The 23,978-nt window shown below is 44.1% G+C and carries 12 protein-coding genes; all 12 read right to left on the reverse strand.

The genetic code is table 11. The features are described from left to right. Positions 1–186 precede the first annotated feature (186 nt). Entirely contained in the window at positions 187–909 is a 723-nt protein-coding gene (locus MKY92_RS27500; protein ID WP_026081439.1) for a response regulator transcription factor, read from the reverse strand. Positions 910–916: 7 nt separating this feature from the next. Next, a complete protein-coding gene (locus MKY92_RS27505) occupies positions 917–2,077 on the reverse strand; it encodes a sensor histidine kinase (RefSeq protein ID WP_036612500.1) in 1,161 nt (386 codons plus the stop codon). 47 nt (positions 2,078–2,124) lie between these two features. Next, the gene (locus MKY92_RS27510) at positions 2,125–4,848 is read right to left on the reverse strand and encodes a stalk domain-containing protein (RefSeq protein ID WP_339298304.1); all 2,724 of its coding nucleotides are present in this window, start codon (positions 4,846–4,848) and stop codon (positions 2,125–2,127) included. A gap of 490 nt (positions 4,849–5,338) precedes the next feature. After that, positions 5,339–5,872: a hypothetical protein gene (locus MKY92_RS27515; protein WP_339298305.1), complete on the reverse strand. Its 534-nt coding sequence runs from the start codon at positions 5,870–5,872 to the stop codon at positions 5,339–5,341. 64 nt (positions 5,873–5,936) lie between these two features. Continuing rightward, a complete protein-coding gene (locus MKY92_RS27520) occupies positions 5,937–6,287 on the reverse strand; it encodes a hypothetical protein (RefSeq protein WP_339298306.1) in 351 nt (116 codons plus the stop codon). Position 6,288: 1 nt separating this feature from the next. Next, the gene (locus tag MKY92_RS27525; RefSeq protein WP_339298307.1) at positions 6,289–11,079 is read right to left on the reverse strand and encodes an RHS repeat-associated core domain-containing protein; all 4,791 of its coding nucleotides are present in this window, start codon (positions 11,077–11,079) and stop codon (positions 6,289–6,291) included. Between the two features lie 31 nt (positions 11,080–11,110). Then, complete coding sequence (locus MKY92_RS27530) at positions 11,111–14,401, reverse strand: hypothetical protein (protein ID WP_339298308.1); 3,291 nt, start codon at positions 14,399–14,401, stop codon at positions 11,111–11,113. A gap of 315 nt (positions 14,402–14,716) precedes the next feature. Then, the gene (locus MKY92_RS27535; protein ID WP_339298309.1) at positions 14,717–18,499 is read right to left on the reverse strand and encodes a SwmB domain-containing protein; all 3,783 of its coding nucleotides are present in this window, start codon (positions 18,497–18,499) and stop codon (positions 14,717–14,719) included. 209 nt (positions 18,500–18,708) lie between these two features. Next, on the reverse strand, positions 18,709–19,911 hold the full coding sequence (gene metK / locus MKY92_RS27540) for a methionine adenosyltransferase (protein ID WP_036612510.1): 1,203 nt from the start codon (positions 19,909–19,911) through the stop codon (positions 18,709–18,711). Between the two features lie 255 nt (positions 19,912–20,166). Next, positions 20,167–20,439: an alpha/beta-type small acid-soluble spore protein gene (locus MKY92_RS27545; protein ID WP_339298310.1), complete on the reverse strand. Its 273-nt coding sequence runs from the start codon at positions 20,437–20,439 to the stop codon at positions 20,167–20,169. 148 nt (positions 20,440–20,587) lie between these two features. After that, positions 20,588–21,181 carry a hypothetical protein gene (locus MKY92_RS27550; RefSeq protein ID WP_339298311.1) on the reverse strand — a complete coding sequence of 198 codons (594 nt, stop codon included), beginning with the start codon at positions 21,179–21,181 and terminating at the stop codon, positions 20,588–20,590. A gap of 173 nt (positions 21,182–21,354) precedes the next feature. Next, positions 21,355–23,970 (reverse strand): hypothetical protein, encoded by a 2,616-nt coding sequence (locus tag MKY92_RS27555; protein WP_339298312.1) that lies wholly within the window; start codon positions 23,968–23,970, stop codon positions 21,355–21,357. Positions 23,971–23,978 lie beyond the last annotated feature (8 nt).

The raw sequence follows: 23,978 nt of genomic DNA on the forward strand, positions 1-23,978 counted from the left end.
GCTTGAACATATGTTCCGCACAACCTTACACTTTGCTCATTTGCAGTGATAAAGTCCATTAACCCGCAGACCAATCCAACATTCTGGAAAGGGCGCGAGTGAACACCAATCTATACTTCGTCTAGGTTGAATCAACCAATGGACTGACTTACCGTATGAATACTACTTTACGAAAAACATAAGGTATTAGAGCGTAACCCAACCATATTTGATCGAATTGATAACAGCTTGAGTACGGTCGTCCACTTCCATCTTCTGCAGAATACTGCTGACATGGTTTTTTACTGTTTTTTCACTGATGAACAAGAATTCACCAATCATTTTGTTGCTCTTACCTTCTGCCATCAAGCGAAGCACTTCAGCCTCACGACGTGTAAGCGGGTTATTGTCGCCAGCGACAAATTTAACACCTGCTTCCTTCGAAGCTCCTTCACTCATTGCCCCTGTTTCATTAAGATACGTCATACGACGCAGCTGCATGATCAGTTTGCCTGTTACTTTCGGATGTATGAACGCATGTCCTTCATGCACGGAACGAATCGCATTGATCAGAGACTCTGCCTCCATATCCTTCAGCAAATATCCGTTAGCCCCTTTACGAAGCGTCTCAAATACATAACTTTCATCATCATGAATGGACAAGATAATTACTTTGACATCAGGGAACAGCTCACGCAATTTCTCCGTTGCTTCAACCCCATTTTCGATTGGCATGTTAATGTCCATCAATACGATATCAGGTTTATCCTGATTGCAGAATTCGAGCACTTGAATTCCATCGCCGCATTCGCCGATGACCTCAATGTCGTCCTCCATATTTAAAATGCGTTTCAGTCCCTCACGGAACAGCTGATGATCATCAGCCAAAAGAACTTTAATCGATGCTTTACCAGTATCACGGTTTTCCATCATCCTGCTACTCCTTTCCCTTATCCACGTTTGTCGGGATATGAATCACTATTTTGGTTCCTTGATTTTCTCCGGATTCAATCTCTATTCTTCCTTCTAACAGTTCAACCCGTTCTCTCATCCCAATCAGACCGAAGTGGGTATGATCCTTGCTTTTCTTCGCAAGAAGCTCCGGTTTGAACCCAAGCCCATTGTCCTGAACGACAATTTTGACGAGCTGAGCCTGGTATGTAATTTCCACTACAACATATGTGGGATAAGCATGCTTTGCAGCATTCGACAGACCTTCCTGCACAAGGCGGTAGATTGCAGCCTCCATGGCTGAAGATAAACGATGTTCCTTACCTCTTGTTTCAAAAAGCGACCGGATTTTCGTTTTTACCTCAAAATCCTGCACGTACTTCCGAAGCGTTGGAATCAGTCCCAGATCATCCAGTGCCATAGGACGCAGATTGAAAATTACTTTTCTCATTTCTTCAAGACTGGAACGAACCTGGCCTTTCAAATCTACTATTTCGGCCTGGACCATCTTAAAATCCTGCTTAATGAGCATTCTTTCTACAATTTCCGTCCTAAGCACTAGATTGGCGAGCATCTGGGCAGGCCCGTCATGAATTTCACGAGCAATACGTTTCCGCTCTTCTTCCTGGGCCAAAATTATTTTCAAACCAATCATTTGTCGATTTTTGGCATTTTCAATGATCCGGGTCACTTGACCTAGTTCACCTGACAGGTATTCGAGTACAACACCCATCTGCGAACCGATGGTCTCGGCACGCTCCACAGAAGCTTCCACATTTTTGGCACGCTTCTGTAGGTCATCCCGACGGGCCTTCAGATACATTTCCTTCTCACGATAAATCATCAGATCCAGCTGCAGCTGTGTTGCTTTCTCATATGCCTGCTTGATATCATGCTCGGAATAACGGACAAAGTCGCGGCTAACCTCAGTCAGCCGGATCCGGGAACGGCGGTAGTTCAGCTCCAACTGATCTACTTTCTCGATCGTTTCCGCCGTCTCCTTCAACACCGACTTTAACTCCTCGTTGAGCGTTTTCAGCTCATCGCGAGTCGAGTCCATGATTTCGAACATTTGATATTTGCTGTTTTCCATGACTTGTATGGCGTTTTTAATGACGCGGTCTATGGCATCGGCTTGTAAATCCACGTTTGTTCGACTCCATTTCTATCGTTTCCGGTATATATCATACCATATCACGATGAGATGGTAACGGTCTTCGTTTTCTGTTCCCATTTTACAGTGAGACCAAGTTGCTCGGAAACGAGTCTGAGCGGGACTAAAGTCCTACCACCCGTTACGTATGGTGCAACAGTTGCGCTCTGTCTTTTACCATTCAGAATGAATTCTTTCTGCCCTACAACCAGATCAATCAGCTTGCCACCACGTAATACCGTGATCCGCTGATTTTTGCTATCCCAGCTTGCCTGACCACCAAAAGCGTCCAAAACATGTTTGATTGGCACATACGTTGTACCATTTTTTAGGACCGGTGCTGCATCAATCGCTTTTTTCGTTCCGTTCACCGTCATCGATTTCTGTCCAAGCACAAGTGAGGCAGTCCCCGTAGGCAATCCGACTTCACTGGACTTGGAAGGCATCGTGAATGCGATGTTGTCAAAAGCAACCGTACCTGATTTCGCACGCTCATCCTGACCTTCTTCCACGTTCACCACATAGACCCGCTTCAGCTTCGCGGGATAGGCGATGTTCAGTCCGTTCAGGTCCACGCTCAGCTTCTTCCAACCGTTCCAGTCAATCGCCTTGGCGAGATCGGCATATACCGTTTTGCCATTGGCATCCGTGAATTCGGCACGCAGCCAGTTCAGGCTTTTGTCACCCATAACATCCATCGACATTGATGTAGCTGCAGCAGATACCTCTCTGCCGGTAGAACCGTTCAGTTGTGCATAAGCGTACATTTTGCCTGTTCCAGCAGTCATATCATAATCGAGTTGCAGCACATTGGAGCCGGCTTTCTCACCAGTTCCTGCTGTAATACTTGCCGTACCAGTTACACCCGCTGCGTTCGTTGTGAAGTTGATCGGATAATTCACATTTTCGAAGTTCTCCCAGACCGTTTCGCTTGCAGAAGCCGAGAGTACTACCACTGTACTGTAACCATCATAACGACCAATTGCATATCCCACTTGTGCACCAGGATTGACAGAAGATACTGTTAATTGGTCAGCAGTAACTTTACCTTTGAATCCGATAAATTCCCATGTCAGTGAGTCCGCCGGAACCGTGACACTTTGTCCGCTCTTCGTTGTTGCCGTTACAGGAATCGACATCGTTGTGCCCGCTTTGAGCGAACCGAGACCTGATCCTGCTGTCAGGGAAGCCAATTCACTTCCACCCAATACCGATACTTTAATAGAAGATGAAGCTCCATTGCTCGTTGCTGTCAGCGTTGCTGTACCTGGCTTCACGCCTTTGATCGTTCCGTTGCTAACACTCACGATACTGTTGTTGCTGGACTTCCAGGACATGCTGATATCACCTGTTGCGATCGGGTTGTAGTAGGTGTCATATCCTTTGGCTGTGTACTTACCCTCTTGTCCCACCAGCAACGTTTGGCTGCCACTCACGGCAAAGCCCTTCAGTTTACCTACAGGAGCCGTAGAGAACACACCTAGCGTGTTTACAACCTGACGTTGCTCGGTGCCATACTCTGTGTTGAACGTCAGACCAGCGGTTTGCTCACCCAACGGACGGGTTACCATGGTTGTGGAGCCGCCTCCGTCAAGGTTCATGCCTTTCCAGACACCCACACTGGTCATAAAGGATTGCAGTTCCGTCAGCGACATACCGCTGCTGTTACTGTTTTTCTCCGCTGCAATGATGTAGACATACCGACCATCCTGGGAGTACCCTACTGCCGTTCTTGCACGAATGCCACCAATGCCGGAAGATGCGATATCACGCGAAAAGGAAGCTGCCTTTCCACCGTTCACCAAAATGGTATGACCGCCAATCATCATCTCCAGGTTACTAGGATCAACCGATTGCCCGGTTGTTTTGGCTTTTAGCTTGTAATCCGCATCCAAGGTTTGCCCAACGGATAGATGGCTCATGATCCATGTCGCCGCTGTTCCATGCGCACGCAAAATGTATCCATCCTTCGGCACCGTCATGTTTAGCGCTTTTTTATCCGAGATTTGGGTGATTACTCCGTTCTGCACAAGAACCTCTGTTGGCGTTGTGGAAGGATCATTTGGACGTTTGGAGGAGGTCCATGCCGGTGTATAAATATACATCGAGTTGGCATGACTATACTTCACCGCACCCGACTCTACCGTATAATCCTCTTTATTTATCCCACGCAAAGCAAAGGTTGAACCATCCTGCGCCTTCACAGTCCCATCAAAGGAGTACTCGTCGATCATCGGCTTGCCATCCTTGGTCACCGTAAGGGCATACATGCCCGACAGTTCGGAAGGTGTGGAGACCAGTACGCCATCGGAGACCTGTCCACCAATCGGCGCGAGCTCGCCGGATACATTGAAGTAATCGCCATTCACAGCGGCTACTGCACCATTTTCTTTAGCCATGGCACCTGTGCTCTGTTTACTGTTCAGATTACCGCCCTTGCCTGTCATCACATCCAGCTTCACATACGGGTTCTGCAGATCCACCTGGATGACATCTGCCAGTACGTTGACCTTGGAACCGGAACGTGTTGTCGTATATCTGTATTTCATGAGCTTCGCACCCGAAGTCAGAATTTCTTCACTCAACTTGCTTGTATTTGTAGATGCTGCAGCGGCCACCGATTGCCACGAAGTGCCTGACCATATCTGCCCGCCTGCGTTCATCACCGGTGCAATCCAGATCACACCCGCCAGCGTCACAATCGCCCATTTCTTCACCTTACTGCCCTTAACGTCTTCCAGCTGTTTCTCATGTTTCCCCAGCATGTCTGAAACGTCTCTCCCATCTTGTATATCAATCTTAGACATCACGAACACTGCCAAGTAGGCAGCAGATAGCGAGATCTCTAGTATACTCTTCTATTAATAGACTGCTTTTTGTGGAAAAAGTTACGCCCATAGCCAAGATTGAGGTATATATTGGTTAAATGACTTGTCACGAATAATCGTTTCTGGACCTAACAAAAATCCATGTATTGGTTGAAAATCTTGATAAATCAATTCTCAAAATCTTTCATATTGAGAATCTAGGTAATGTTCAAAAAGGTTCCCGTTCCTATATAAGGATACTTCTTTTTCCCTTTATCTAATTGTAAGGGAATTACAAATAGCTTAATAGATATGTATATTTCAATAAAAAATCACCCCATAGTTGGACTTTTTAAGTAAGTCCACACTATAGGGTACAATTATTACAACATTTCATATTCTCTGACATTTTGGAAGACTTTTATGAACTATACAAGCCCTAATATGGTCAGTGATTCAATAATTTTTCTTTCCACCAAACATAAAGATCACTTAACATGTTTATATTTCCAACATCACTTAAAGCCCTTGCCGTACAAACATCCACGACTCGAATTGGATTCAGTCGTATCTTCCCTGTCCCAGCCAGTAATGGTTGATTAACATCAACATGATTCCGTGGTTTATTAATTACCACCCATTTCAATTTATTGGATGAATGCAGCAATACACTGCTAAAATAAATACCAATATCTATTATTTGAATTTCTGTATCTCTACTAAACTTTAATACATTTTGTTCTACTTCAGGTCTCATCCAATCCGGTACTAGATCCAATTCTTCATTTATTTCTTCTATCGTCATTTTTTTCTGTTCAATTCTAGGAATAAACCATTCCCACAGAGAAATCAAAGAATCTTGACTGAAATCCAGCTGTACATGAGAACCAGATAATTCAACATATTCCTGTAATAATTCGATTCTTCGCGGGATGATCGAAAGGAACCATTCATAATATTCCTTAGCTTCAGTTCTGGACATCACTGAAAAGGGAGTGAATTCAAATGGCATCTCTATAGTTGGATACAACATGTCCACCGCACAATTACAATGATTCTAATTCCACATAGATTTCATTTAACTCCATGATTAGTTGTTTAAACAACTTATTATTCTCGTCAGAGTCAATATTCTTAAAATTAGTTTTTCCCAGAAAGGCCATATAGACACTCATCAACTTTTCTTGAATTCTGTTCTCCTCTTCTCTATAAAGATCCCTATCAAAAAAATTGTCAATCCTTACTCTCTCTGATTTTGGAAAGCCCTTATGTTCTATAGAAGCTTCCAATACTTCTACCACATAAGTTGCTTCATATACAAAATTACTTCCATTAGTCATATTACACCCCATTTGTAACAGAATCAGAAGGAAGGAACTAATTAGTTTAGTTGTCAAACTACCTTCTCCTTTTTTTGGTTTTAAAGTTGAATTCAGGCGGGTACAAGTGATTCGCATCCACATAATTTTCTGCCTGTCTAGTTGTCATTGACACAGTTTTACCATTACCATAATCCAAATAGAACTCGTAGAATATCTTCCCTTTATCGAAAAATTCAATATCCATATATAAATCACCTTCTACAATTATTCCTTTTATTGTTCGATACTGCGCTCCCCTAACAAGCTTTCCATTTACAGATTGATATTTTGTCAGTTGTTCTTCTGCATCTTCATAGTACCCGTCAGTATCACCGTAAGGAACATCTCGTCTGGCCTTTAATTCCCACATTTGACCGTTTGATGTTACTATATCTACCCAATAATGCTTATTAGGCCACCATGCAATTTCTTGTTCTATATGATATTCCAAAGTTGTGCTCAAGCCTGTTTTTAAATGTATTGCTTTTGCTGTATGAATTTGGGCAATTTCATGGAACGCTAAATATATTCGATTATCTCCATTAGCATTCAACACAGCATCGGATAATTGTAAATCTGTATATTTCGTTCCATCATTCCTACCATTCAAGAAGTCCTTCAAGAAGCCGTTTAAGAGATTTTTTGGCATGTGCCCACTAGGGTCCACGTACTTCAACGGGTTATTGTTTACATACGAATACAAATTCAAACTCAGTGGATCGTTCAGTTCACCTTCGTACGTATCCTCACCAATGAATCGACCCATGCCTGGATCGTACCATCGGGCTCGCAAATACTGTAACCCTATCGTTTCATCCCAATACTCGCCAGCATAACGAAGTATATTCGGTACGGTTTGTTCCGTCGTTGATGGCCCACCCCAGATATCATACGTATACTGGTTCAATACTTGACCGGCATCATCCACGAGTCCAACCACGTCTCCGTGACCGTTGAATTGGTAGTATTCCAGCTTGCCTGTTTGCTTGTCCTGACGTGCCCATAGTTGTCCATACAAATCATAGATGTAAGCATAAGTCAATTCTGCTTTTCCAGAAGTTACACTGGCCTCAGCCATGAGTTTGGCTTCTTCATCGTAGTAATAACGAATCGTTTGGTCGCCTTCCGTACGTTCATACAACAGTCCATCTCCATTATAGCTGTAGGTTACCGTTTTGCCTTCACCCGTTGCTTTAATCAGACGATTCTGGCTGTCATACGTATACTGTGCATCCTTTAGACCGTATATCTTACCACTTCCGGTACTGTACCGGTTACCATTCGGGTCATAAGTATACGTTTCTTTTTGTGTGCCCGTTTCGGTCTGAATCCGGCTCAATTCATCGTATGTGTATTGATCGGTTTCCCCGTTCTGTGTACGAGACGTGATGTTTTTATTACCATCATATTCATAGGCGAACTGTTGCACCGCAGATGTCCCTTGAGAGATCGTGATTCCCGACAGGTCATAGCCATTGAACTGGTAGCTTGTGCTGAGACCCTTGCCAAACGACAATTTCTCCAGCAAGCTATTGGACGCATAACTGAATGTCATACGATCCACAGGCGTCGTCCCCGATGCTGCGAGTGCAGAAGCCCCTCCTGAACCCGAGGTAATATCCATGGAGGTTACCCGATTCATGGCATCTACTTCGCCGTGAATGCGCAAGGATTGTCCTTTGGCATCCGTTAAGGTATACCCTAGACGTTGCTGGGTATTGTTTTCGTAATCAAGTCGTGTCCCATCCGGGAACGTCAGTCCGTTCAACATCCCATCTGCTGCTCGATAACTGTACGTGGTCTTTCCATGATCATCAGTCATCGATGTTCTGCGGCCAATCTCGTCGTACGTATAGGATACATTCGTATCTGGTGCTTTCATAGCTGTGAGCATATTGTCACTGTTATACGTATACTCTGTTACTTTCCCAAGTCGATCCTGCATCTTAACCAGATTACTCTTCTTATCATAATAGTAAGTTGTCGCAGCTCCATCCAGCATGGGTGGTGTCTGTTTGATGATGCGGCCCAGTTCATCATATTGTTTGGTCACCGTTTGCCCGTTAGCAGATACAACTTGGGTCACCTGGCCCTGATAGCTGTAAAAATATCGGCTGGTTTCTTGTTTGGGCGTGGTTGCCGTTGCTATTTGTCCGAGCGCATCGTACGTATATGTTGTGCGCTCCCCATTACCATCAATAGAAGCAGTCACGTTTCCGCTGAGGTCATATTCACTTTGCTGTAAAGGTACAAATGCGCCGTCCCGGTATTCTTCTACTGCTGTCGAGCGTCCCAGCAAGTCTTTCTTTTCACGAGTTTTATACCCTGAAGCATCCTGAACCGTTACGGTTTGACCAACAGAATCAATCGTTGTTGTATCCGTAGTTCCATCGGGATATTGGGTATCGGTCGTTTGCCCAAACGCGTTGACCACATACCTCGTCACATTCCCCTCAGCATCTTCCGAAGCCGTCACGTTTCCTTCGCCATCATAGGCATATTTATATGTTGCGTCCGCCGTTTGCTCTTCCACGAGTAAACCTAATGGATTGTATCGCTCGAAAGTCACAATGCCGTCTGGCGATGTGCTTGTAATGATGTTATTTGTATCATCATATGTCGTTGTTGATTTCGTGCCATCAGCATGCGTGATTTGAAGAAGTCGTCCTGCTTGGTCATATTGATTCGTTTCCTGTTCTCCTACAGCATTCGTTGTCGTTTCCAGTTTACCTGCAGATGTGTAGCTATATGACTCCACAAGATTTTCTGCTTTTCCAGCAACGTCATGGACTGTCATTGATGTCGACCTCATTAAATGTCCAGCAATAGAATCATAACTGAATGTCGCCGTCCGATCTTTGGCCAGCGTGCCGCCTTTGTCGGTTGTGCTGATGACACGGCCTTTGTCATCAAGCTTAACTTCCGATTCAGAAAGCAATTGTCCGCCATATCCGTTCTTGGTGCTAGTCCTCAACATGGAACCTTGATTGTTGTATGTCGTCTCGGTATATCGCTCCAACGTGCTATTAATCTTCGTGGTGACTCTCACAGGCTTAATCCAGTGATATGGTGCTTTGCCTGTTTCGTATGCATAGGTGGATTCTTGCCCTGTGCTAAGCTTTTTAGAGGTCACCATACCGCTTGCATCATACTTAATGGTCGTAGTCAGCTTTTCGCCTGAACGACCGCTCTCGCTCACCCACTCTGTCATTTGAGTTGGAAGATTTCGCTTCGTTTGGTCATCATACTGGAACTCCGTAGAGTAAGTCACATCATCTCCAGTTAACGTGTGCTGATCTGCGTGAATCAAATCTGGATGCGCTGCAGCGCTAAACGTTTTGGAGAACGTCCAAGTATCTACAGTGTTCTCTGCTTTCACTTTCGTTGTCCATGTTGCAGATTGACCGTAGGTGTCCAGATCTTCTCCAGAGTACTCAAAGTTAACCTTGTCCAGAACGCCTTCGCCTTCCGTTGTACTAAACTGGCTCTTGCGCTCTCTTACTTTGAATACGAAATGGGATGAAGCTTCACCGATCTGCTTCAGCGCCGGAATATATGCATAATCCGTTATAGCTGATGAAGGGCTTGTAATACGAGATAGCAACGCTGTATGCATCACACCGTGAACGTTTTGGTTGCTTTGTAACTCAGGTAAAAAGTTGAATTTGGATTCCGGATAATAATACGTATACTTCGTTGTCCGATCGAGAGCATCCGTGAATTCTCGCAAAATGCGAATGCCTTCGTCCTCGCGTTGCGTGTACGTTGCTTTCCGATCCGTTCCAGCAAGCTGTACAGTAACCTTCAGGTTGTCATAAGCAAATGTCAACACCTGACCTTGACTGTTTTCAATTCGTGCAATGGCTTGATTTCCGTTCAATGTTGTATAGTGAAAGTTCACGGTATTCCGGTAGCCATCTGTAATTTGCAACAGTTCTCCGGCTTCATTAAATAGATAATCGTAGCCGTTTCGGATGGATAAACGATAAGTGCTAGATACGCCATTAACAGTCACGGTCGCATCTCGCTTAACGGTTAAGTCATTCCATACGTAACCTTCCAGTTCCAGATTCGCGTTTAAGCGATAATAGCCTACGCCTGGAATCTGAATATACTGATTATCGCCACGTTTTTCCATGAAAGGAATGTCCCAACGCCAGCCTTGCCCCAATCCAGCAGAGAGTTCTTCCTTGCGTGGCGTAACTATATTGGAATACGTCAGTGTCGTTTCGTCATATTCAACGCCCAGCTGTCCACTCGCTCTAGCGCTGTCATAGACGCGTGTCAGATCAAACGGAATGAGTCCAGGAAGAGAAAGGTCAGTACTCTGAATCATCATTTCCCCTGTAGCAGTTGAGATAGATTCTGCTCCATAAGACGTCATATAAAGCGATGCGTCATCTCGGATATCTACATGGTTAAGTCCAGTTTCGTCCACGGTTGTTCCTGTACCTGGAGCATCCTCATTAAGAGCATTAATCGAGAAGTTGTTTTGCTGTGATGACCCGGAAGGGCGTAGCCCCTCCATTTGAATCGGTTCCCTTATTTCTTGTGCTTCTAGCCATTTTTCAGCAGCCTCGCCGCCTGTGCGATCTGTCTGTAAAGCTTTATACAACTGGTACAGCGAGTAACCTTGATCTAGTTTTTTCTCAATCCAATCTTCCTTAATACCAAATTGCTCTTTTAAACTATGGATAGTAATGTAGGTAGCGGAAGTGAGGGAATCCCTACCTTCTGCCGCCGCTGCTTGTCCTCCATATCCAAAAGAACCGAACCCACTAAGTACCAATATGACGCATAACCAAATAATCGTTATTTTCTTAAACACTCCATCACCTCAACCTAGATTTAGACAATCATTAATTAAATGGGAAAATCTTTTTCGTTCGTTTCGTTAAATTACCGTTGCGATCATACTCAAACACAATTTGATCTCCTGTGAATAGAACGACTTTAAGCAATTGATTGCCATAGCCGTACTCATAACTATTGTCATTACGAATGTTCATCCATGCTGCTTTTATGGCTCCCTGAATCGGTTTTCCTTCTTTTTCACTTAGCTTGAGATAATAATTCTGTCCACCTTCAAGCTCCCATTCAAGAACGGTATATTGCTCACCATATACCTGTTCTTGCTCGATTGAAGCAGCTACCGGAATGCTCAATTCCTTATCTGAATACAATTCGATCCGAGGTTCAATGGAAAAATCACCTGATTCCTTTATGGCAATCCGATACTTGTCAGAGCTATACGGACTAAAACGGTAGTACACATTCCCTTGCTGAACTGTGGGAAGCGCCGTCTCTGTGTTTTCATACAAAGTCAGAAACTCCACTTCCGCTTCCTTGACCGTAAAATGGCGGTAAGCAGCTACAAATTTCAGCGTTTGGGATGACACATTATGCACCTGAATATCAGACTTTCCAGGTATGTGTTGTGATCCTACCGTATTCTCACCTTCCTTAACAATCACTTGGTTCTGGTTCCGGATAACGTAATCATAGGTTAATCCTTCTGTATGAGATGTAAAGAGCAATGACGAATAAGATGATGTGTTTGAAAACAATACCGTGGTGTTTGGCTCCACACTCTGTTTGATAAGTGCAGGCTCCTGACTGGGACTGGCTGTCACAGGAATGTTATATTGAATCGTTACCGGTTCTGGAGATATTACAGTGATGACAAGCGTTCCACCCGCTGGAATATCCCATGTTTCAAGACTTGAACCTACCACTAAATACAAATATTTATTGTTTGCTTCGTAGACCACAAAATCCACAATGGAATTGGTTACTCCAATCCGGTTAAGCTGTGCCGGTTCCGAACTCGGATTCGTAAATACTGCGCTCTGCCCCTGGTTAACAGTGATTTCCGATTCTGGTGAAGGGACTTGATCGTCTTGTCCACGGAAAACACGGTAAATGCCACCATACGTTATGGGTTGATCTGAGATGTTGGTAACGACAACTTTTTTACCACCCAGGACATACGCTTCGATCGCTGTTGCTGTTCTACTACTTGACTCTGTTCCATCTACGTTATAAATCGTGTAATCATACACCCGCCCCGCGCTGCTGGAAGCATCATTTCGGAGCCTTTCCGAATCCGAACTTGTATTGGTGAAGGCATAGCTTTCACCTTTGTTCAACGTCACGCGCAGATAAGCCGGTTCCTGGCTATCCACTACCGAGAAATCATCCGTGTATTCTAATAACACAGGTGTACTTCCCCCTACGGTAACGATGGCTTCACCACCAGCTGGAATGGTAGCGAGACTTACATTGCTATTGAATTTGTCACTATGTGCTCTGCCGTCTGCCTTATACACAACAATATCAAACAGTGCGCCTATTTTTTTGGCGTTACTCCGTATTGGATTGCTGAGTGAGCCTCCATTATGGAATTTGACCGATTGGCCTGGTGATAAGGTAATCTTGGTTAGTGCTTCATTTGGTCGATCCTCCACATCAAAAATGGTGTAAATCGCACCTATGGTTACAGGTTGAGCGGATACACCCGTGACTACTGCTTTATTTCCATAGTAAACAACAGGTTCAACCGCTGTTGCTTTTCTTGTGCTCCGTTCTGTGCCATCCGGATAATAGGTGACGTAATCAAATATCCGCCCTTGACTGGTAGAAGCATCACTGTCTAGATATTCCCGATCGGTGCTGTTATTCCAAAATGTCACGCTTTCTCCCTGTTTCAGTGTTACACGATGGTATGCAGGTTCCATGCTTTCTTCAACCGAGAAATCATCTGTGTAACTAAACTCAATAGGGACTTGCCCAGCTACCGTCACAATCGCATACCCTTGTGAGCGAATGATCGGATTGGTATTTTTGTTAAAACCATCCGAATGAACGACGTTTTCTGCTGTATACAGGACGTAATCAAAAACGGCTCCATTGGTACTGCTTGCATTGTTTTTTATCGGATTGGCCAACGAACCATTATTACTGAAAATCATAGATTCTCCAGGATATACAGTAATTCGAGTAATCGCATCACCACCTGCTTTTTGGACATCAAATGTCCGATATGGCACACCATATGTTACAGGCGTTGCTGTAACCAAGGTTACAACAGCGGTTCTTCCTGCTGCTACAGTAGGCTTAGTGGATGTATTCGTACCTGTAGAACTTTCTGTTCCATTTGGAAGATAAACGACATAGTCATGCTTATCTTTGGTGGAACCATCACTTTGGAGCGCATCTGATTTGGAACTGATATTGGTGAACTGGTAGCTCTCGCCCTGATGTAAAGTCGTACGCGCATAGGCTGGTTCATCACTCCATTCACCAGTATATACTTCGTAAGGTAGTCCAACGGTGACAGGCTGTGCTCCGGCCCCCGTAAATATGATCTCATTTCCTCCCCCTAAGTATGGTTTGCCGGTTGATTCAAAATTCGAACTAGAAAGGCTTCCATCTTCATTGTAGTTTGCATAGTCATATCTCCGATCTTGAGCTGTGGAGGTATCCGCACTAACCGCTCTCGTTTGTGTTCCTTCATTGACGAACCGATAGCTCTCACCTTTGGACAAGGTCGCTTTATGTAAGGCAGGATTCGCAGATACACTATAAGTAAATTCAGCAGGTATTGTTACTGTAAATGCATTGCTCCCACTTGAAGTCACGACGGCGGTGTACCCTGCTCCTACGGATAAGCTACTAGTCGAATTCATGTTATCCGTTGAAATACTTCCATCTGTTTTATAAACAGCATAATCATAAGAACTGCTTCTCGATGTCGCAGCATCTGTGCTCAAGGATCTTGAGCGAATTCCATTATTAGTGAAGCTATAGGAATCACCAGGATACATAACTATAACTTGCTCTTCGGCAAATGCCATGGCTTGAGGAGTAAAGAAATCTTCTTCGTACGTATCCTCAGTTACGGTCTGTGCATCATCTACATCTTCGTCTACACCTTCTGGTTCTTCGTGGATATCCGGATCAATAAGATCTAGATATTCGTCGTCTGCTACAGCTGATTCCTCCATAAAAACATCGACATTCTCAGCGCTACTTTCAGTCGTTATTATGGCATCCGATTGATCGGAAAGCGCATAACTGCTAGTTGGATACATGGTTCCAATCAACAACAAAGCCATCAGAAAAACAATAAAACTTTTTCTTAAACTCATGAAATTTGTATTCCTCCTTTATGTTTTTTCTCCATTTCCTCCCTCAAAAGATGTATAAATGGAGCCTGATAAATCATTATCGTCATTTTCCTTATTTTAAGTAATAGTAAGATGGTCCTTATTTTCAGGTACTATCCTCCTCTTGAATTTCAGATAACAAGAAGTCAATCATACTTATTTGACATGAAAAGATAATCCAGACAACGAGGGTTGCAGTAACTTTACCTTTAACTTAAGACGTAAGACAGAGCTTACATCCTTAGACAAAAAAAGAACACCCCAAGAAATGCGCTTCCTTGAAGTGTCCCAATTAATTTATAGATATCCTAACTTGTCCAAAACCCGTTTCAACATGACTGCTGCCTGTGCACGAGTTGCATTTCCTTGAGGTTCAAATGTTCTGGCTGTCATGCCTTGAATGATTCCCTCCTGCACCGCTTTGGCAACAGAATCCTTAGACTGGATTTTGTTGCTGTCCTTGAACTTGGATAGAGTGGTAGCAGCCGAAGATTGAAGAGAGACTGTTTTCCCACCGTAGTTCATCGCACGTACCATCATAAGTGCCATCTGTTCACGCGTAATGGGGCGATCCGGCTTAAACGTACCATCGGTATTCCCCGTAATGATCCCCGCTTCAGCGGCAGCACCGATATAGGCACTTGTCACGCTACCACTACGAACGTCTTGGAAACGACTTGCTGCGGTTGGTTCTCCATTCAGTCCAAGACCTCTAGCGACCAATTCAGCAAATTCCGCACGTGAAATGTTCTCATTCGGTCGGTAGAAGGAACCACTTGGTGTGCTAATAATCCATTTGGCTGAGAGCTCCTTAATGACTTCACTAGCCCAGTGTGACGTCGTATCCGGATAACTAACGATGTTGTTAACAGGGACTACCGACTGATTGCCATTCAGCTGTCCTTGAACTACTACACCACCTGTCGTATTTTTAAAGGAACTAGGTACATTGGATAACCTAAACGTAACTGGATCGATATAAGTAAATCCGGATGTTACACTTGGGGTATTGGCAGCCAATTGCATGGCCAGTTGGCTTTTGGCATTCTGATCTACACGTTGATCGCTTGTTCCATTACCGGCATACAAATATACATCCGTATAATTCGCAAGCTTCTGCGCTCCTGCACCTGCAATTAAACTTTCCATCGTCCCTGATGCAGACACAGGCACCGTCTCTAACTGAACGTATAAGGATGGAACTGCTGCTCCTGCCGTTATACTTGTGTTTGACGTTCCTACACTTCGACTCATAGCTGCCAAATCTATATTAGACAGTTGTACCGTCCAGAGACGATCGCCATATTGCACACCAATCGTGCCTGTGCGGTTACTTGCAGCAATAGAAGTCAATGCATTCAACGGGAAACCAACATACGCAGCGGATTCGCTGGCCGGAATCTCGAACACCACCGGCTGATTCAATTTCCCCACCGTCGAAGCATATTCAAAGGACTGGATCAATTTGGTTGCATCCACGTTGAATTGACGAGTCGGGCGGTTAAAATGTGACATAGCAGATACAGCAGATGCTGTATTATTATTCATCACAAGTAAAGACTGACCATAGCTCGATGCATCCAATTCCGACAACCAGGAAGGACGGTCTCCCGACTGATTATTGTTCGAACTATTATTCGTCTGTTGCAACGTAAGTGGACCAAATGCTGTTATCGTGACATTCGACGCATCCCGTAACGGCACTGCCCCAGGTACATAACTCACCGTTCCCGTCTGAGTAGCTGTCGATGTTACTGCTGAAGTATCCACTTTCAACGTCACCACAGAGCCAGAAGCTGAAGCAGACAATACAGTTGTGGTTGAATTACCAATCACTACACTGAACTGAGATGCTGTTAGTGCAGCCTGGGACTGGATTGAATCACGAAAATTAATCTGAACCGTGTCTCCCTGAAGCGTAGCCGAAAGAATTTTGCCATTTCCATATGTGTACGTTACTGGAGTCAGATTGAGATATCCTGCCGGGTTATTGTTCAAATCCGTTAATCGCAATGCTCCGGGTACATATGATAACGATATATTTTGTGTATCTTTCACCGCTGAAGCCAGCGTTAACGTGACCAGATCATTTTCGATTTCAGAATCATTAACGAAGACTGGCTTGCCATCGACCAGAACAGAATATTGGCTGTTGAGCGGTTTATTCGTCGTGTTCAGTGGTTCATTGTAACGCACCCATAACTTGTTACCACTCACCTCAGCACTCTTAAACTCAGGTGGTTTGGTATCAATTGAATTGCGGACATAGAAGCCGCTGAATCCAGCAAGAGCCTGTCCACGTGTATCTTTTACAGGCCATGAACCTGGCGTGTATGCGATTCGCACGACTTCACCATCCGTAACGGATCGACTGAGATTCAAAGTCACAACCGAGCTATTATTAACCGAGATGCTATTAATGCCTACAGCCGACTGATCCGCAGTTACACTGAATTGTCTTGCTGCATCACTTGAAGTGATATATACCGTCTCAGGGTAGTACAACGTAATTGTACTGTAATACACGTTACCTTCTCGCGGCTTGGACATAACAGAATCTAAACCGTTCTCCACATCTCGTGCGCCAAAAGCAGCCGCAGCATTGGAAGACTGATCTGTAAGACGATTACCTGTAGTACCGGGTGCATATGCGATCCGCACAACCTGTCCTACCGCTACACCCGTATCCAAGACAACATATACACTGTCACCTGAGATATAAGTGGAGCTGACATTTCTCTTTTCCCCATTTACAGTTACAACATAAGTACTACTCAGCGAATTAGTGCTGTACAGCCACTCATCATAAGTCAGGCGAATGGTGTTATTGCTATGCATCTTAGCATTCTTCAACACAGGTGCAGTTGTATCTGCACTTAATGTTTTAAATGCCCATGATGTAGACCCATTAAGGCCTGTAAATGTATTTCCTGCTTTATCACGAAACGTATTGGCTGGAATGTCTACCACATAATTTGTGTTGCTATCCAATGCGTTCGTAGGTGTAATCAGCAATTGTCTATTGTTTGCACTATTAATGACTGTCTTGGATGCAACCGTTGCTCCATTTGATTTTTTGAGCGTTACATTCTGAATGTAATTCGGATCAAGTTCTTTGTTGAACGTAACTGTTAAATTTCCCGTTAAGGGTGCATTGGTAGTACCGTTTGCGGGAGATACAGTAGATACCATGAGGGACGTCGGATCGGATATGATATTGAATCCCCAAACATTCCCACTAATTGCACTGATATCATTCTCATTGCTATCCCGCAAATAACCTTCTGGCATTACGATGTAATATGTAGTGTTGTTGTTCCAATTATTCGTGGGAACGATCGTAATCGTATTGGTTCCAAAACCTGTAATTCGAGGTGCTCCTGCGTTTACTGGAATCTGCTCAAATACAGTACCACCAACTCTTCCCTGATAAATAATGAGATTCCCTCTACCTGCGGTTACAGGCTTATCGAACGTCATCACTACCTTAGTTGAAGGGGATACCATTGCTGCGTTATCAGGAACTCTACTCACAAGGGAAGCTGAGCCTAGCCCCAAAGTACTGAAGGTCCACTCTTTGTTAGTCAGTCCCGGAAATGCAGTATTGTCCGCGTAAACAAATGATTTATTATCTATCTCTACGTAGTATGTTGCTCCCGGTAGAGTCTTGCCCAGTGTAATCGTCACTCGTAGGCCAACAGCTGGTACAGGCGTACTGTCTCCCGCATCCGGTGTCGTAGGATCTGTAATCGGTGGTGTGGGATCAATCAATACTTGTTCACTGGATACCGGCACCGAACCCATCGTTGTATTGTCATCCAAACGCTTAATCAAGATTGAACTTTGTGTACCTGGTGCCTTCTGAACAGGTTTATCAAAATCAATAACGAATGGTATTGAACTATCCACATTCGTTCCTTTCACGGCAGGAACAGTATTCGTTATTCCATTTGCACTTAATACGTGTGCAGCATATGCTCCCTGTTCGACTCCACTCCAACCCGTAAGCCAACCTTGAGCGGTCAGCATAACAATTAAGATTCCGAGCATGCCTTTTCTTGCAATTCTCTTCAATTCCACTGATCTTCCCCCTTATCTGCATTTCTTCTCCTGTCTGATGTACAGACCTCATTATGTATTTCGGTTAGAGAAGGGATTTCATTTAGTTATTTGGGGATTTATTCCATAATTTTTCCTTTGTCCATGACAAGCAGTGAAATCGATGGAAGCACAAAAAAGCCCTTAATTCCTTTAACGGAATCAAGGGCTTCATTACTTTTGAATCTAACTTACAGACCTGCTTGAGTTTTCAAAAGGTCTACTTTGTCCACTTGCTCCCAAGGTACATCCAGGTCTGTACGGCCGAAGTGACCGTAAGCAGCGGTTTGTTTGTAGATTGGGCGACGCAGATCCAGCATACGAATGATGCCAGCCGGACGAAGATCGAAGTTGTTACGCACAAGCTCAACCAATTTCTCTTCGCTGACTTTGCCAGTTCCGTATGTATCCACGTTAATCGATACCGGGTTGGCTACACCAATCGCGTAAGCGAGCTGGATTTCAACTTTGTCTGCAAGACCTGCAGCTACAAGGTTTTTCGCTACGTAACGTGCCGCATATGCTGCGGAGCGGTCTACTTTTGTTGGATCTTTACCAGAGAACGCACCACCGCCGTGACGTGCATAACCGCCGTAGGTATCTACGATGATTTTACGTCCAGTAAGGCCTGCATCTCCCTGAGGTCCGCCAATAACGAAACGTCCTGTTGGGTTGATGAAATATTTAGTCTGCTCATCCAGCAATCCAGCTGGAACGACAGGCAAGATTACATGTTCTTTGATATCTTTTTGGATCTGCTCCAGCGTAGTCTCTTCAGCGTGCTGAGTAGACACAACGATTGTATCCACACGTACCGGTTTGTCACCGTCGTATTCAATCGTTACTTGCGTTTTACCATCCGGACGAAGATATTCCAATGTACCATTCTTGCGCACTTCCGCCAGACGACGCGCGATACGGTGGGACAGAGCGATTGGCAAAGGCATGAGTTCAGGTGTTTCGTTCGTTGCAAAACCGAACATCAAACCTTGGTCACCTGCACCAATGTTTTCTGTTTCACGAGCGACTTGTTCCGGGTCACGGTTCTCAAGCGCTGCGTTAACGCCTTGGGCAATATCAGCGGACTGCTCATTCAGAGAAGTCAGAACTGCACAAGTGTTATAATCAAAACCGAACTTGGCACGTGTGTAGCCAATATCCTTAATTGTATTACGAACGATGGACGGAATGTCCACGTATTCAGAAGCTGAACTGATTTCACCGATGACAAGCACTAAGCCTGTGGCTACGGAAACTTCGCAAGCTACGCGAGCATTGGGGTCGTTTGCAAGAAATGCGTCCAATACGGCGTCTGAGATCTGATCGCAGATTTTATCCGGATGTCCTTCGGTTACAGACTCCGATGTAAATAGATGCCGGCCTTTAACAGACATGAAGTTTCAACCTCCCATAACTAGTAGTATGGCGATTGCCCGAACAAAACATGACAGCGATTCGTTCACTGTACCCTCGAAGCTTTCCAAAATGGAATAAGGACGCAGGGTCCGCAGTACCGAAGATAAGGATTTTTCAGGTAATTGCCTCAAACGAAAATCAACCTTTCCCTAGTGGAAAAGGTTGCATACCTCAAGTGCCATCTTAACGTATTTGTCAAGACGTGTCAAACGAAACGGGGTAAGGAAAATGCCCTATAAGTGCTGTTCTGCCTGGCGAATTAGCCTTTTCGTGATCTCTCCACCAACCGATCCATTCTCGCGGGAAGTCAGATGTCCCCACCCTTTGTATTGCCCATAAGAGTGATCACTCACTTCACCCAGTTCAGATCCAAATTCTGTATCCGCACCAGCCAAACCTCTGCCACCATAACCTACATTGAGACCAAACTCTGCAGCAATCTCATACTTCATTTGATCCAGAATTTGACGACTTTCGGGTACCACTTTGCGATTGCTTCTAGCCATGATTCCTGCACCTCCATTAATTGATTGTCAACAGTTATAGAGTGAGCAGGAACAAGGCTGGCTAGCCGTATTAATGTTTGTTAGAACTGGGTAATCTGAGCAAATGAAATGTATAACTAATGAATAATTCCTTTAACAGCTACAAATCCTATTTCAGAGTATATCCACCACGAACCATTACAGTTAAGCTGTATTTGTTTCCTTCCAATACCGTGATCCCCCGTCCATCCCTTGGAAAAGAGAGCAGGTGATTGGTCGGCGCTGCCTGTCCATTCGTCAGGTCAATCCCGTCCGTCAGATCAGCTACGCCATTCGTACCTTCACTGACGATCACAGCTTTACCGCTACGTACAATGAATTCCGCGCCAGACTTGCCGATCAGCTGTTGACCCGGCTTCACCGTTACGATCTCAACGGCATCAGAAGCGCCCGAGACCAGTGGAGGAAGTGAAGTGTCTCCACCTGTGCTACCGGAGTTCCCGGTTCCTGTAGAGCCAGTGTTGTTACCATTTCCTGCATTGCTGTCTGTTCCCGTATTGGTACTACCGTTTCCAGTCGGGATTTTACCACCCAAAGCCTGTTGGATCTGCTGATCTACATAACTCTTTGTTACCACCGGATCATCTGCTGTTCCTGGCTGGCTGGTACCTGCTCCAATGGCTGTATTGCTGTATACCGACCCAACCCACACGCCAACACCAATGGCCAGCGCAGCGAGGGATACTTTCATATAAGGTTTCATGTGAATCATTTTCCTCCTCTGGTAATCTATTAACTTTAACTATAGAGAAAAAGTAGGGATGCGACAAGCAAAACCTCGTCTCCATATTGTCGAAGACGAGGTTTTGCTTTCATAAATAGCAAGAAATAATAGCAAGTATATATAGTACGTATTCTTGAATTGTTGTTATCTGGTTATTCAGCTCCACCCTCAGGAATCACAGGAATTTCAGGTTCTTCTTTTGGCAACTTGGACACATCGTATCCATAAGCTTGCTCTGCAAGGAGCAAACGTTGTCCTTGGAACTGATCATATATCGCTAAGCGGTAAGACCCACCTCTCAATTTTTCGAAGAAGCTGTCCTCTAAGCTCCAACTTAAAGTCTGATTACTTCCCACTTTCAAATCCGTACCTGGAGTCAGTTCTTTCTCAAATACTTTTCCATTCTGAGCTGTAAATGCAAGAATCCATTTGTGTTCATACTCAGCCATTTCGATCTCTTCACTACGATTAAGCGTGTAATTCATGTCAACTTGTACAGAATTGCTGCCCACAAGATATGCTCGAACACTGTTAGCAGTTAATGTGTACGGATAAAGATCAATGTTGTTGAAGTTCCCTTGAACACTTATTGAGGTTGGTGGTACCTCGAATGCCATTGCATTCACATAAGCGGTAGCTTCACCTTCACCAGTAACAAACTTGCTATCTGCAACGCCCTCACCCACAAGCAGACGCAAATCTGAAAATGTAACTGACTTCGGAAGTTTCGCCGAGAACGTCACAATTGACTTCTGACCTGGGCCAGGTGAGCGTTCAGATTGTTTAGCAGTGGCTTTGTAATATTGACCGTCCGATGTCTTAAAATATCCTACCAATTTGCCAAGTCCGTTCTGACGTAGTGATTTATTGGTCATCTCAAATTCGGTATATACTATATCTGAGGATGTTCCAGGATAACGTATCGTTCTACGAACACTCATTTCAGTCTCTTTATCCAGAGCACCAGATGTATAAGTCTTACCTGAGCCAACATAAGATACAGGTTGAATCAATCCTGATGTGTTCAAGGTAATCCACTCATTCGTTTCTTCTTCACTAATTTTCTCGATCAAACTCACTTCAAGACGCCCCATGAGGAGTTCAGAAGGGATTTTGGTCAGAAGATACGCTTCAGTGGTCATGCCTGCCCCAAGAAGCTTCCCACTTTGGGTGTAGATCAGTTTCTTGTCACCATCGATCTGAGCTGAATCAATCGTGAACATTGCTTCGAGCTCTGGAAGCTGCACTGTTTTGGTTCCCGCATTACGAATCGTGACTTTAGCTGCCACAATATCACTGTCTAACCACGGCAAGCGTTGTAATGAACCCAAAGATACGCCAAATGTACCTTTATTGTTCTTGATTACAGTCTCTGTAGTTAGACCATCACCGCTTGATACAGATTCTGGTATAGCATAGATTCCTACAGGATAGGAAAAAACTAAGGTGCTAGATGAACTCGTGGATTCTGTAGTCTCGCTCTTATCCAAAGGACTCATCGCATATAACTTGATCTGACTTGCGTCACCGTTGCCTTGAATTGTGGTATTAAGTTTAATAGTTTTGATATCTCCAGGATTTAACTTCAACGTATCTAATGCCTTTGTTTCAATGGGATAAATGGTACCATCTGCAGTACGAACTTCAAAAGTGTAAGTAGGAACCTTAATCACCTTTTTGCCCTCATTCTTCAATACAAACTGCATATTCAAATCATATTCATTCTCATTTACACGTATTTTTGCAGACTCAAGTAAAGTGGACAGTCGTTGTCCGTCTACAGAAATTATATTAGGTTCATTTGCTGTCGTTTCTACGTTTGATGTGCTTGCCTGCGGTAATTGTAAAGCCGCAACAGGTAGTGCTGTCTTCTCTTCACCCTGTTCCTCTACCAGTAACAATTCTGATTTTAATAGCTTTACCGATGTTGGTAAGGATACCATTAAGCTAAGTGTCTTGTTTGCCTGCGCCTGAATACTGATGCTTGCACTATCCTTATCTGGAGTTAAGGGATAATTGGTACCGCTTGGCGTGCGCAAGATCCATTTGATATTCGGGTTCTCAAGCAATTTGTAGCTGATATTATTGAGGTTCACACCGACTTTGACATATTGATTCTTATTTTCCCCAGGAAACACCTTAATACCTGATACCTTAACCTTCACAGACGAGTCACTGAGACGAACTGTTTTTATCTTCCCTACAGGTGTTGTAATACTATATGATGCAGGAACATTAAATTTCCCTAAGGTACTTTCATAATTAGGCTTACTGAAATCCCACTTCACGATTAGGAAATTCAGATCACTCAATTTCACTTCTCGTCCGACCTTCATCGTATAAGTTAGCTCTATACTTGATCCAGCAGCTACGGTTTTCTTTTCTTGATCCTTCGCAATCAGTTTAGGAGAGAACAATGTACCACCTTTTGTTTTCACCTTACTCCAGTAATCTAGCATCATTAATGGTTTGCTATCATTGTTCTTATAGGTCAATGTGTATGTAACAATATTACCGTCATCTTGTGAAAGAATGTTTACGTCAGTTAATCTAACTGAACTACGCGCGGTTACCTTAACAGGAGACAAGTTCCCTAAAGTATGTACTACCTTATTCTCTGTCGCTGATTTACTAGATGTGGTATTTGAACTATTGGTAGTTGTTTTATTTGCATTATTATCAGTGTTCGCTGCAACTGTAAGTCCAGCAGTTGAACTCAAAACCAAGGCACTTGCCAGAAAACTCACTAAAACCTTTCTTTGCTCCACTTCCAAAC

The sequence above is a fragment of the Paenibacillus sp. FSL R5-0623 genome, from assembly GCF_037974265.1.
GTDB lineage: Bacteria > Bacillota > Bacilli > Paenibacillales > Paenibacillaceae > Paenibacillus.

Excerpts from the sequence above, each read along its gene's own strand:
- MKY92_RS27500 (WP_026081439.1), bottom strand. The coding sequence starts at position 909 with ATGGAAAACCGTGATACTGGTAAAGCATCGATTAAAGTTCTTTTGGCT.
- MKY92_RS27510 (WP_339298304.1), bottom strand. The coding sequence starts at position 4,848 with ATGCTGGGGAAACATGAGAAACAGCTGGAAGACGTTAAGGGCAGTAAG.
- MKY92_RS27515 (WP_339298305.1), bottom strand. The coding sequence starts at position 5,872 with ATGTCCAGAACTGAAGCTAAGGAATATTATGAATGGTTCCTTTCGATC.
- MKY92_RS27530 (WP_339298308.1), bottom strand. The coding sequence starts at position 14,401 with ATGAGTTTAAGAAAAAGTTTTATTGTTTTTCTGATGGCTTTGTTGTTG.
- metK (WP_036612510.1), bottom strand. The coding sequence starts at position 19,911 with ATGTCTGTTAAAGGCCGGCATCTATTTACATCGGAGTCTGTAACCGAA.
- MKY92_RS27545 (WP_339298310.1), bottom strand. The coding sequence starts at position 20,439 with ATGGCTAGAAGCAATCGCAAAGTGGTACCCGAAAGTCGTCAAATTCTG.
- MKY92_RS27550 (WP_339298311.1), bottom strand. The coding sequence starts at position 21,181 with ATGAAACCTTATATGAAAGTATCCCTCGCTGCGCTGGCCATTGGTGTT.